At 64.0% G+C, this 12,676-nt stretch carries 9 protein-coding genes; 3 read left to right on the top strand and 6 right to left on the bottom strand.

What is annotated here, in order from left to right:
• Positions 1-11: 11 nt before the first annotated feature.
• On the bottom strand, positions 12-398 hold the full coding sequence (locus DVU99_RS17730) for a BON domain-containing protein (protein ID WP_157971479.1): 387 nt from the start codon (positions 396-398) through the stop codon (positions 12-14).
• Between the two features lie 422 nt (positions 399-820).
• Here DVU99_RS17730 and DVU99_RS17725 point away from each other — a divergent pair, with 422 nt between their 5' ends.
• Positions 821-2,371 (top strand): MASE1 domain-containing protein, encoded by a 1,551-nt coding sequence (locus tag DVU99_RS17725; RefSeq protein ID WP_157971478.1) that lies wholly within the window; start codon positions 821-823, stop codon positions 2,369-2,371.
• Between the two features lie 20 nt (positions 2,372-2,391).
• Here DVU99_RS17725 and DVU99_RS17720 read toward each other — a convergent pair whose 3' ends face one another.
• The 4 genes from DVU99_RS17720 to DVU99_RS17705 all read right to left on the bottom strand — a co-directional run bounded on the left by DVU99_RS17720 (position 2,392) and on the right by DVU99_RS17705 (position 6,840).
• A complete protein-coding gene (locus tag DVU99_RS17720) occupies positions 2,392-2,847 on the bottom strand; it encodes a hypothetical protein (RefSeq protein WP_114241559.1) in 456 nt (151 codons plus the stop codon).
• 144 nt (positions 2,848-2,991) lie between these two features.
• On the bottom strand, positions 2,992-4,281 hold the full coding sequence (gene efeB / locus DVU99_RS17715) for an iron uptake transporter deferrochelatase/peroxidase subunit (protein ID WP_114241558.1): 1,290 nt from the start codon (positions 4,279-4,281) through the stop codon (positions 2,992-2,994).
• Positions 4,278-5,333 carry a hypothetical protein gene (locus DVU99_RS17710; RefSeq protein ID WP_198670377.1) on the bottom strand — a complete coding sequence of 352 codons (1,056 nt, stop codon included), beginning with the start codon at positions 5,331-5,333 and terminating at the stop codon, positions 4,278-4,280. The genes efeB and DVU99_RS17710 overlap by 4 nt, the downstream gene beginning before the upstream one ends.
• A gap of 115 nt (positions 5,334-5,448) precedes the next feature.
• Positions 5,449-6,840, bottom strand: coding sequence for a carbohydrate porin (locus DVU99_RS17705; protein ID WP_198670376.1), 1,392 nt, complete (start codon positions 6,838-6,840; stop codon positions 5,449-5,451).
• A gap of 1,114 nt (positions 6,841-7,954) precedes the next feature.
• On the opposite strand from DVU99_RS17705, the gene DVU99_RS17700 reads away from it, so the two are divergent.
• The gene (locus DVU99_RS17700) at positions 7,955-10,447 is read left to right on the top strand and encodes a TonB-dependent receptor (protein WP_114241580.1); all 2,493 of its coding nucleotides are present in this window, start codon (positions 7,955-7,957) and stop codon (positions 10,445-10,447) included.
• An 84-nt stretch (positions 10,448-10,531) separates the two neighbouring features.
• Positions 10,532-10,813, top strand: coding sequence for a DUF4880 domain-containing protein (locus tag DVU99_RS17695; protein ID WP_157971477.1), 282 nt, complete (start codon positions 10,532-10,534; stop codon positions 10,811-10,813).
• Between the two features lie 68 nt (positions 10,814-10,881).
• Here the strand turns inward: DVU99_RS17695 and DVU99_RS17690 are convergent, their stop codons facing one another.
• Entirely contained in the window at positions 10,882-12,594 is a 1,713-nt protein-coding gene (locus DVU99_RS17690) for a thiamine pyrophosphate-dependent enzyme (protein ID WP_198670375.1), read from the bottom strand.
• Positions 12,595-12,676 lie beyond the last annotated feature (82 nt).

Below are 12,676 nucleotides of genomic sequence, written 5' to 3'. Positions count from 1 at the left end.
CTGATGGCTACTCAGTGCTTCACGTCGAGTTCGTCGGTCACTTCCGTCACCCCGGGAAGCTGACGAACGATGGTGTCGATCCTTGCCTTCCCTGCTTCGGTCGATACATCGCCACGCAGCACGACCGCGCCTTCGGACACGATGGGCGTGATGTCGTGCGTCTGGCCGGCCAACCCGGGGTCACGGTCGATCGCTTGATGGATGACCGTGACCAGCCGGGCGTCCTCGGGCGTGTTGGGCCGGGTCGCATCGTCCATGGTGGAACGATTGGTGGGGCCCAGCGCCGACGCCGCGCTGACAGGATGCGCAGCCATGCCCGTGGCCTGCTGGCCGGTTTGCCACGCCATCACCGGCGACGCAAAGGCCAGTGCGAACAAGGCAGCAAGGCGAGCATTCATGGCACTGACCCCTTGATGATCGTTACCCGGCGCGGGCCCCTCCATCGTCGCCAAGACGCGTGACAGGTTCGTCAAGGCGCATGGTTCGCCGGCACACCGACAAGGATGCGGGCGGCATGGAAAGACGACCTGCACCGCCACCCCCGATCGACGCGCCCACCCAGAAGACACGCGTGCGGCCAAGCAACCATCTCGCCGAACAGTGATCCAGATCGATTCTTTCGGCCTGACCGCCGTGCTGGAATCAGGCCGCGACAAGGGGAAAAGCCGCCAAACAGAGGAAACGCCCCGGGGATCACGCGTACTTCACGGCGGCGCGGGTGTGATCAGCCGATTTGCGGCAACCCAAACCGGGATTTCGTCAAAGGGGAAGCGAGATGCAGGTTGGAGTGCGGGCGTCAGCCCTGTTTCGGCATGCCGCCGTGGCTGCGGCTTATTGTTCGGCCCTCTTTCTGCTGCGCCAGGTCACGCTTCCCCATTGGATTGTAATCACCGGGTTCCACCTGAGCCTGCTGCTCCTGCTGAACTACGCCTACTGGCCCGCCCTGCTGATCGGCGGTCTGGTGCGCATGGCCTTCGTGAGCATCGAGTGCTACCCGCAGTTCGGCCTCGCCTGGGCACTGGTGAACCTCATCCCCGCCATCGCGTACTACGCGCCCGTGGCATGGCTATTTCGCGAGCGCGGACAACTGTTCCCCAAACCACGCAGCCTCAACCTGATGGCGCTGGTGGTGTGCCTGGTACTGGTCTCGTCGATGGCCACCCTGGTCACGTTGCTGCAGCTGCACCTGACGCCGCTGCCGCCAGACTACGACGTGCAGTACGACGATGTGGTTCCGCGCCTGATTCTCGGCAATTACCTGGGCGTGCTCACGGTCGTACCCAGTGCACTGGTGATCGCCTGGACCATTGCGGAAGGCCGGGGCCGATGGAGCGACTGGTCGCACGACGTCATGGACAGCAGGCTGCTCTTCGAATGCATCTTCCTGGTGGTTCCCGCGCTTTGCTTCTTTGGACTGGTCGGCGTGAGGGATCCGAACCTGCGACCCGTGGCACAAATGGGCATGTTCCTTCCGGTGGCATTCCTGGCATTGCGCCAGGGATGGAAGGGAGCGGCGTTGAGCGGCACCCTGGCCAGCATCAGCATCATGATGCTGATGCCCGAGCGCAACGACCCTGCCACGATGGAGGCCGAAACGTTGTTGGCGCTGGCCATCACCACGATGCTTCTGGTGGGCGCGCATGTGACGGTGCTCAACCGACGCGCCGAGCAGGAGCGACTGGATCTACGCATGGCGCTGGCGCTGGCACAGCGCAACGTCTATCTCGGCGAGGTACAGCTGCGCAGCGCGGCGCTCGCCGTCGAGAACGTCCGGGAATCGGTGGGCGGCATCGTCGGCCAGGTGCTGGCACGCCTGAGGCACGCGCAGCCCACCACCGACGACCACGGCGTCCGCCGCCTGGCGCAGTCGGCCCAGGATCAACTTGACCTGCTCACCGACTCGCTGCATCCGCCGCTGTTGCGGGACAGGGGCCTGCCCGGCGCACTTATCCAGGGTGGACTGGCCCGCATGTTGTCGGATGCCGGCGTCAGGTACTGGTGCGATATCCGCGGCCCGATCAGCCACTTTTCGCACGCGATGCACCTGGCCGTCTATCGCATCGTATGCGACGCAATTTCCGAGGCATGCACGGACAGGAATGTGAATCGCGTACTGGTGAAGATCCGCTGCGGAACACGCGGCAGGCCGCGAATCGCCGTTTTCGTGCAGACGCGCAGCGATTCGCAGCAGCCCATGGATATCCAGTGGGGCCAACTCCTGCCCCGCCTGCGACTCTGCTCGAGCGGCATGGGCTGGCGCGCCATTGAAGACCGTACGGCGACCTTTGAAGGCCATATGCGTCGCCGCTCCCTCGAGGACGGTGCGCGACTGGTGGTTTCACTGCTTGGAGCGCACCACCCCCGCGCTTGACGCGGGGGTGGCTGGCTGGATTACTGGTTCTTGATGTTGCAGTCGATCGGATCGCAGGTTCCCTGCGCAGTCGCGGCCTCGAGCTTCAACGCGCCATTGGACAACGGCGTCACCGAAACCGACGTCACCCCATCGTTGTAGACCGCCTGTGCCGCCGCCGCAGGGCTCGCCGACTGTGCGGCCGCCGGCTGCGAGGGCGTCGAGACCAGGCTGGCAAACCGGCCCACCGGCAAGGTGATGAACTGACCGCTGGCCGTACCCACGCTTCCCAGGACGTTGCCGTTGGTGTCATTCACCTGGATGTAGCGCACGCCACCCAATTCGAACACGTACACATGGAAATGGGGATTGGTACTGACATCCGGCGCATTCGGCCAGGATTGTCCAAGGCCGGTGGCGGGAGTGGCGGCGAAGGCGCCGGCGGTGACGCCCAGGGCAAGGCTTGCTGCGACAACTACGCGAAACAACGGATGCATATGGGTGTAGCCCCTTTGCGGTGGTGGAAGTCATCATTCCGTGAACGGACCGCAATCTAGCATCGCGACGTGAAGACTACATGAGGACGCGACTGCCCGGCCCGCGCCCTGGCGAGGCGCGAACCATGCCAAACCACCCTGCGGCTACGCCTGGGCGAACAAGGCCTGACCGATGTAGCCACCCTCCTGCACACCCGGAGGACAGGCAAACACACCACCACCAATGTGAGTCACGAACTGGTTCATCATGTCGAACTTGGACATCCGTTCGAAGATCTTGATGAACCCCTGTCGCGGATCTCCCTGAAAGCACAGGAACATCAGCCCGGCGTCAAACTCCATCGCCTGCCGCCAGGGCGGCCAGCGCTCTGCCGTGAAGCTCAGGCCGTTGTCGTACGAATAGGAGCGCCGAAGGATCTGCGCCCCGTCGTTGAGCTCGGGCGCCCCGAGGCGGACGTGGGAGTTCTCCGGCAGCACCGGATTGCCATCGGCATCGTTGGCATCCAGATCCAGCGCATCGAACTCGCCCTGCTTGCCTAGCGGTGCGCCGGTATCCTTGTGGCGACCGACCACCTGTTCCTGGAAGGCGAGCTTCATCCGATCCCAGTGCTCCAGCGCGATACGGATCGGACGAGCCACCAGATAGGAGCCGCCCTGCATCCACGGCGTTTCGGCGCCCGCCCAGACGAAGTCGCCCATGACCTTGGGGTTGGCGCGATCGGGGTTCATGGTGCCGTCCTTGAACCCCATGAGGTTGCGCGGCGTTTCATGCGTAGCGCGATTGCTCGACAGGAACCCAGGCTGCGCCCAGCGCAGCCTGGCCGCCCCGTACGACAACCGCGACAACTGGCGCACCGCATGAAAGGCCACCTGCGGATCGTTGGCGCAGGCCTGGATGCACAGGTCGCCACCGGTGCGCTCGGCCACGAGTTGGTCGCCATTGAAGCGCGGCAAATCCACCAGCGCCGCCGGCCGACGCGCGCCCAGCCCGAAGCGATCCTGGCCGTCCTTGGCGAACAGGCCAGGCCCGAAACCAAACGTCAGGGTCAGGCGAGCGGGCGACAAACCCTGCGCCTCGCCCGAATCCACCGGCTCCTTGCTGCCGTCGCCAGACAGTGGCGCCACCGGCTGCCCTTGACTGAGGCGCGCGGCTGCCGCGGTCCAGACCTTGAGCATGGCGATCAGCTCGTCGCGCTTCTCGGTCGCCACATCAAACGCGGCGAAATACACATGGGATTGCTGTGGCGTGGCAATGCCGGCCTGGTGCTCACCAAAGAACGGCACCACGGCCGCCTCGACCGGCTCGGCGGTCGCCGGCTGCCTGGCGCGCGCATGGGCCAGCGCGGGGGCCACCGATGCCGCCGCAGCCAGGGTGGTCGCCGAGGCGAGGAAGTGTCGCCGCCCTTTCACCAGGGGCTCGTCGCTTGCACTCATTTCCCACCTCTCACCAGCGTGTTCATGTCGTCCTCGACGTAGTAGAAGCCCTGGCCATCCGGTGTCAGCGCGATGCCAAACAGGTCGCCATTGCCCGGCGGCGACTGGGCCTGGTCCGAGTCGATCCACTGGCTGTAGATCTGCTTGCCGCTGACCGGATCGATCTCCACCACCTGCCCGTCCTTGCCGTTGCACACCAGCAGGTGCCCGACTGGCGTGTAGACCATCGCCAGCGGCCAGCTCAGCAGGCCATCCTTGGTGAGCTGTCTGCCGGTGCCTGCGCTGTCGGTACGACTCAACGCGTCAGGAATCGAGGTAATGACGTTTTCCAGGCCGTCGGTGACATACAGCGTATTGTCGGGCCCCAGTGCCAGGCCGGTCGGGCCGAGCAGGAAGTTGTCGCGATCGGCTCGCTGCGCGAAGCCGTCACCGATAACCGTCTGGTCAACCAGCACCGGCGGCTTGCCGTCGGGAATCTTCAGGTTGAGCCGCAGCACGGTGGCCTTGTGGATCACCACCGGGAAGCCCGTGGCCTTGTCGATCACATCGGGACTGGGCAGGCCAAAACCCGCCATGCTGATGAACAGCGTGGCGGTCGAGCCATTGTCCACCACTGCCATGTCACCCCACGGATCGTTGATGGTCGGGCCCGACCACGCAGCCACCATCTTGCCGTTGGGATCGAGCACGATCAGGCAGCCGTCGCCCTTGGTTGCCGTGGTGCCATCGGTGCTGGGCGTGCTGCCCACGATGATCCAGCCGGTCTTGAGCATGGTCATCGCCGTCGTCAGGCCAACGCCGCCAGGGCACTCCGGAAGATGCTGCGGGAGCTTGGCGAACAGCGTGGTCTGCTTGGTCGACGGCCGGTAATCGATGATGGTCGTCCCGGTACCCTGGAGATTGGAGAGGTTGTTGAAGTTGTCGACCAGCACGTCGTCCTTCTGGATCGTGCCGGCGGACACCGGTGCAACCACCACGGCGTACGGGTTGAGGTCGCCGTTGTCGGTAACCGAGGAGGTCAGCGTCACGTGGCGATGAATGCTTTCAAGCATGCCCCTGGGCTCGTCCGAGGCGTGCGCCGCGAGGGCCAGCATCACGCCGGCGGCAACAAGCCACCCGCGAAGGCCGTGCGTGGGAGCGGAAATCGACTGCTTCATTGCCATCACCTCAGAACAGGATATTCGTACGCAGGCCAAGCACCAGCTCATTGCCGATGCGGCGGGTGGGATCGCTCGGATTGACCAGGCCACCACCGGGGTTGAATACGTATTGCAGGTCCGGCTGCAGCTGCCACCAAGGCCTGAGCTGGTACTGGTAGGTCATTTCGACATAGGTTTCGGAGCTGCGAACCACGTTGAAACTGTCAGGATCGGACAACAACGCGAAGTGCTCGGTGTCGCGATCGAGCCCCGATATGCCGGTGGATACGCGTACGTAGCCCATGCCCACGCCGAAGGTGTCGTCGGCGCGATTGCGGAACGGCTCATGCAGCACGACGCCGGCATTCATACTGAACCGGATGAAGTTCCGGTCGTTCTGCGGCGTTCCCATCACGCGGCCAAACGCGTTGAAGGTCTGGTTGGGATCACTGCTGCTGCGCCAGAGCATCTGGTCTGCCACCGCATACAACGAAAAATTGCCCTTGTGCTGTCCTGGCACGCCGCTGCTCGCGGGACTGGCGAGCGGCAAACCCTGCGTGTCGTAGCGCACGTCGGCGAAGCTCTCGGTGTCGTACCAGGCACCGATGCGGTAGGTACGCGCCAGTGGCGCGGACTCGCCGGGATACACCATGCTACCCAGCGCGGGATAGGCGTATTGCAGTTCGGCCATGATGAGCCGGCCGCCGCCCAGCGGAAAACTGGTGCCGGAAGGATTGGTCTGCTGGGGATCGCCCTCGTTGTTGCTGGTCGGGCTGCCGTTGAAGACACCCAGCAACAGGTTGATGGAGTCGACGGGTCGATAACGAAAGCGGACACCCAGCGCCGACAGCGGGTAAGCCGGGCCGCCACCGGGCATGTTGTAGGAAGGCAGCGCAGGCCAGCCGAACATCGTGTTCATGAAGTACGACGCATTGCTGCTGACGATGAATTCCTGGTCGACGCTCTGCTGCCCCACCTTGATGTCCAGCCGATCTTCCTCCAGGAATTTCTGGTCGTACCAGAGCTCCCACAGGCGCGTCGCACGATCGGCCTCGATGCCGCTCGCGGTCTGTATGGTCGACAGGTTGTCGGCGCTGAGATTCTGGCCATGAATCTGCAAGGCGCTGACGTTGAGCAGGCCACCGTACCAGCCGATGCCTCTGCGCGTATCCCACTGCATGATCATCTGGGTCAGCCCGTCGTACTGGGCGCCGCGCTGCGTGCCGCCGGTGGCGTTGCCGAGCACCTCGCTGGTTTCCTGGATGGCCAGCGAGATGCCGTATTTGCTCAGGCCGGTGCGCAAGCCAAACATGTCGCCCAGCATGAAGTTGCTGCGCTTGAGATCGCCAAGGAAGCTGGCGAGGTTCTTGGGCTGGCCGTTGACCTCGTCCGAGGTGATGGGCACCGATAATGGCGGCACGCCCGCATGCGCAGCACCAGCGACGAGCAAGCCACCCAGCGACAGCGCTGCACGCCACTTCCGTCCGCCGTGTCGACGCCCCGGCCCTTTGCAAGCACCGCACTGTTCACGCATGTCCGCCCCTTTTGATTGGCCCTAGGGCACGACCGGATAGCCGTCGAATCACCGCCCTTTCGACAAAAAGCTATCGCGAATCATTCCTATTCGCAATGTAGAAATTGACCCGTTAATTGCGGCATAAACGCGCGTGAATTCAATAGCTTGCGCGAGACTTTCATTCGCAGGAACTGACGAAAACAACCTGCGAAATTGGACATTTCTTGCGCCACCGGCAAGGGACCGCGCCGCGAGCCCGCTGCGCCGAGCGCGCGTGGGCGCGCGCACCCTGCCCGCATGGCAACCCCGCCGGATTTCCGCTCGAAAATGGCGCTGCACGACCCAAAACGAGCAACCATGGACCTGGCTTTGCCACCGCCGTCGCCATCGCCCTGACCGCAAACCCCCGCGTTGACGCAGGTTCTTGGCGTAATAAAATACAAAACGTCATATTTTTCTTGCGATATTGCGTTGAACTGTCACATACCTACGGCTACAGTCAGTGCCGCGTCAGGTTTTCGGGGTGTTGGCACACCATTTAGCCGCGGCGCTCCAGGCATTCGAAGCACGGACAGGTCCCGACCCGGCAGTCGGCGCCACCCCCGGCATCGCAAGGCGCGATGCCACAGGCGGGCTCGAAGCATCCAACGCGACCCATTCGCTCGAGATTCGTGCGCGATTCGCGCCAGACGGGCGCGGGCCTTGTTTTCTCCAATGCAGGGGATTGGACCGCTCAAACAAGTTAGGGGCACCTAGACCAGGCAGACGCCGGTTCTGCCGCGCTCATCACTTGCTTCACCCAGGGGATCCCGGGCCTCGGCCCGTCCGGCACTGACGCCCATCCAGGTCGCATCGGCTCCTCACCGGGCCGGCTCCGTGTTGCTTTGCCTCGCAAAGCAGCCAGGGGACTCGTGCGCCTGCTGGAGCCCCGGATTGATCAAGAACGAGCAGCGGCAATGACACCCGCGCAAGCGCGCGACCAAGTTTTCCACCATTGACCAACCTCGACCTACTCGCCATGAAAACCTTCAGCAACAAGAAAACCATCGCCATCAGCATTGGCATCGCGCTTTCGCTTGGCGCAATCCACAGCGTGAACGCGCAGGACAACAGCGCGAACAACGGCACGGATGCCAACGCCACCGAGCGCAAGCCGGTCAGCGTGTCCGAAACCTCCAACACCACCAACTCGAACGCCACCAAGCGTGCAGCCGAACAGCTGGAAACGGTGAAAGTGACGGCCAACTCGTTGGGCGCAGGCCTGATGTCGGTGCAGGATGCGCCCAAGGCCGTATCCACCATCACCCGCGAGGCCATCGAAGAGGCTCCTCCGGGCAGCAACTTCACGCAGATGCTGGAAAGCGTGCCGGGTGCCTATTCCGCCAGTGACGACATCACCGGCATGCAGGACGGCCAGTTCAACATCCGCGGCTTCACCTCGGACGAGATCGGCGTGAGCGTCAATGGCGCCCCTCTGAATGATTCGGGCAGCTACCAGACTTACGCGACCGAGTACGGCGACACCAGCAACATGGGCGACATCACCGTGCTGCAGGGCATCCCGGACGTGGACATGCCCGACACCGGCGCAGCCGGCGGCCATATCGCATGGGCCACGCTCACGCCGTACCACAAGTTCGGCGTCAACTTCGAACAGTCGCTGGGCAGCAACAACTATCGCCGCAGCTTCGTCCGCCTGAACACCGGCGACATGGGCCCCGTGCGCGGCTGGCTTTCCTACTCCAACAACGAGTCGCTGCTGTGGCGCGGCAAGGGCCACCAGCACGTTGAGAAGTACGACGGCAAGCTGCTGTGGGACATCAACGACGGCAACAGCGTGACGGCGTCGTTCCAGTACAACCGCCAGTTCAAGAACCGCTACCGCACCGTGTCCAAGCAGGACGTGGCGCAGAACGGCTACGACTACAACTGGGACGAGACCTGGACCGCCACCAAGCTCGGCACCTACGACAGCAACTACTACAAGCTGCACACCAATGCGTTCAAGACGCTGGTGGCCAGCGTGGACGGCGAGTTCACCCTCAGCGACAACCTGCGCATGTCGGTGGTGCCGTACATGATTTGGGGCGACGGCGGTTCGGGCACGGGCAACTACTTCACCGAGACGAAGTACAACGACAACGAGTGGGGTTACTACAACGGCGACCTCAACCAGAACGGCGTGATCACCAACAACCAGAAAGCCCAGGTGTACGCCTTCAGCAACTCCACCACCTATCGCCCCGGCGTCACCATCAAGCTCAACCAGGACCTGGGCATGGACAACAGCCTGGAATACGGTGTGTGGTACGAGCGCTCGCGCCAGCAGCAGTGGCAGGGCTACAGCATGGTGAACGCCGCCACCGGCGTGCCGTACGACAACTGGTCGAACGAAGACAGCCTGATCACCTACCCCAACGGTGATCCACAGCTCAAGTACAACGAATACACCGTCACCGAGGTGAAGAAGGGCTTCCTCACCGACACCTGGACGCCGAACGACAAGTGGACGTTCTCCGCCGGCCTGGCCTACCTCTATGTCACCCGCGAAGGCTCGGCCTACGAGTACCCGGGCGCCGACTACGGCACCAAGAACTCGAACTACGACAAGTACGACCTGGCGAACCAGTGCAACAACCCGACCGTTCGCGTCTCCTGCGGCTCGTCGGACCTTAGCGCCACCTTCCACAAGGTGCTGCCGACGCTGGGCGTGAAGTACGCACTGGATGAGCGCAGCCAGTTCTACTACGGCATCGGCGCCAGCTACCGCGTGCCGCCGAACCTGGCCGTATTCATGAACCAGGTACTGGGCAAGCAGGCCAACGAGCCGGAGACCGCCTGGAACAACGACCTGGGCTACCGCTATTACGGCGACAGCTTCTCCCTCAACGCGTCGCTGTACCAGAGCAACTTCCGCAACAAGACCGTCAGCGCCTACGACGACACCTCGGGACAGACCTACTTCCTCGAGATCCCGAAGATGCGCATGCGTGGCCTCAACGCCGAAGCCAGCTGGAACATGTCGCGCCAGTTCACGCTGTACGGCGCCTACACGTACACGCAGGCCAAGATGGAAGGCAACATGGACGAAGGCGACGACGGCATCTTCCCGACCAAGGGCAAGACCATGCCGTCCACGCCGAAGAACATGCTGTTTGCGCGCCTGCGCTTCCACCAGGGCCCGTTCTTCGCCAGCATCAGCGCCAAGTACTCCAGCGCCATCTGGGGCGACTACGTCAACAGCGAAAAGGCCGGCGGCTACACCACGGTGAGCGCCTCGGCGGGCTGGCACCTGCCGGATACGGAGCTGTTCAAGCACTCGTCCATCCGCATCAACGGCAGCAACCTGCTCAACCGCAAGGCCTACACCTATGCGGTCGCCAACGAGTATTCGCACGCCTCCGGCAACACGGTATACGACGGACAGGCCATCTACGCGTCCGGCCTGACCAACTACTACCTGCTGCAGCCTCGCGCCTACGTGGTGACGTTCCGCACCGAGTTCCAGTAAGCCAACGCGCGCTGTGTGGGCGACTCCCCTTTCGACCCCGTCGTCCACGCAGCGCGCCGGCTTGCCGGCTCGGAAATGCACGCCATGCTCACCGACGACACCGAGCACCAGGCGATACTCGAGGCATCCTGTTGGCTCGGGCGGATGCAATCACGCGAATTCAGCCACGCCGACCACCATGCGTGGGCGCTATGGCATTCGGCGAAACCCGAACACCAGCGTGCATGGCGACTGGTGGCCGATGTGCGACGCCACGTGAGCATGGCCCATGCCAGCACACGCCAGCCCCAGCCACGGCAACCGCTGCGACTCGGGTTGCACATGCTCTACGCACTGCTGTGGACCCTGATCGGCCCCGGCTATTGATCCGGGGCCCATGACCCACCCGGCCGCAACGGCCGGGTCATCGCACGTTCCACGGCAGCTGCGGCCCGTCAATCGCCAAGCGCATCCTTCACCAGGTCGACCACGTCGTCGGTGCGCCCGGAAAGCAGCGCCTTGGCCGAATAAAGCGCCGTACCCAGCACCTGCCCCGGCTCGATCTTCGGCGGCATCACCAGTTCGCTACGACGCACCACGACATCCAGCAGCGCGGCACCCGGGGCGGCCAGCCATTCGCGCACCGCATCATCGAGGGCGTCGGCGTGCTCCACGCGCCGCCCCCAGATGCCCATCGCCTCGGCCACGCGCGAAAAGTCAGGGTTGTGCAGATCGGTATACGCATCGAGCAGGCCTTCCACCTTCTGCTCGATTTCGACAAAACCCAGCGCGCCATTGTTGAATACCGCCACCTTGATCGGCAGCTTTTCCTGCACCGTGGTGAGCAGGTCGCCAAGCAACATGGCGAGGCCGCCATCGCCGGACAGCGAAATCACCTGGCGCTGCGGAAACGCCGCCTGGGCGCCCAGCGCCTGCGGCATGGCGTTGGCCATGGTGCCGTGGCTCAGGCTGACGATGGTGCGGTTGCGGCCGGTGGATGGCACATGGCGCAGGCACCACACCATCGGCGATCCGCCATCGGCCGTATAGACCGCATCCGGCTGGGCATGCGCGGCAATCGTCTCGACCAGGTACTGCGGGTGGATCGGGCCGGGCTTCGCCACTGCGCGCTGCTCGAGCTTTTGTTTGCTCTTCGTCGTTTCCTCGAGGCAGTCGTCGAGGAACTGGCGATCCTCGCGCGATTTCACCCGTGGCAGCAGCGCATCCAGTGTCGGGGCGACATCACCCACCACGCCAATGTCCACCGGATGCCGACGCCCCAGGTGCGCGCCATCGATGTCCACCTGGATGATGGTGGCGCGCTCGGGATAGAACTGTCGCCAGGCGAAATCGCAACCCAGCAGCAACAGGGTGTCGCACTCGGTAAGTGCCTGGTAGCCGCCCTTGCCGCCAAACACGCCGGTCATGCCGACGTCACAGGGGTTGTCATGCTCCAGGAAATCCTTGGCGCGCGAGGTACGGGCCACCGGGGCCTTCAACTTCTGCGCCAGGGCGACCACCTGGTCATGCGCCTTGGCACACCCCGACCCGCCATAGATGGTGATGCGCCCGCCCCTGTTGAGCGCCTCCGCGATCCGCTCCAGCTCCGCATCGCTGGGGTGAACCACGGGGGCTGCGCGATGCACGGCGAAATCGGGCTCCTCCGGCGCACTGGCGCGCGATACGTCGATCGGCACGATCAGCACCGCCACGCCCTTGTGGGACAGCGCCGCCTGCGCAGCCATGGCGGTCATCCGGCGCGCCTGCGCCGGCGTGCGAATCTCCTCGCAGAACACCGTGCCCACGCTATAGATCGACTTGAAGTCGACCTCCTGCGGAAAGTCGAAACCCTGTTCATCGCGTGTGATCTGGCTGGCAATCAACACCACCGGCGCGCGGTTGCGGTTGCTTTCCCACAAGCCATTGATGAAATGCAGGCTGCCCGGCCCGCAAGAGCCCGCGCACAACGCCAACTCGTCGCTGAGCAGCGCGTCAGCGCCGGCCGCCATCGCGCCGGCCTCCTCATGACGAACGTGCACCCAGCGCAACTCGGAGCGCCGCACGGCATCGGTAAAGAAATTCAGCGTGTCACCGGGTACGCCATAGCACCGCTTGGCGCCTGCCTGCAGCAGGACTTCGACCATCACATCCGCAACTTTACGCGCCACTGGATTCTCCTCGCACGGGGAAAGGGCGCAACGGGCCTGCCGTGAGGCAGCACCCGTCACGTTCGCCCGGCAGGATAGGCAG

The organism is Dyella sp. C9, assembly GCF_003332825.1.
Classification (GTDB): domain Bacteria; phylum Pseudomonadota; class Gammaproteobacteria; order Xanthomonadales; family Rhodanobacteraceae; genus Dyella.
Note: the sequence above shows the minus strand (reverse complement) of the source record. Positions and strands in the feature narration are given on the sequence as shown.

What these genes read in the sequence shown, in the direction of transcription:
- DVU99_RS17710 (WP_198670377.1), bottom strand. Translation starts at nt 5,333, where the DNA reads ATGCTTGAAAGCATTCATCGCCACGTGACGCTGACCTCCTCGGTTACC.
- efeB (WP_114241558.1), bottom strand. Translation starts at nt 4,281, where the DNA reads ATGAGTGCAAGCGACGAGCCCCTGGTGAAAGGGCGGCGACACTTCCTC.
- DVU99_RS17700 (WP_114241580.1), top strand. Translation starts at nt 7,955, where the DNA reads ATGAAAACCTTCAGCAACAAGAAAACCATCGCCATCAGCATTGGCATC.
- DVU99_RS17720 (WP_114241559.1), bottom strand. Translation starts at nt 2,847, where the DNA reads ATGCATCCGTTGTTTCGCGTAGTTGTCGCAGCAAGCCTTGCCCTGGGC.
- DVU99_RS17695 (WP_157971477.1), top strand. Translation starts at nt 10,532, where the DNA reads ATGCTCACCGACGACACCGAGCACCAGGCGATACTCGAGGCATCCTGT.
- DVU99_RS17730 (WP_157971479.1), bottom strand. Translation starts at nt 398, where the DNA reads ATGAATGCTCGCCTTGCTGCCTTGTTCGCACTGGCCTTTGCGTCGCCG.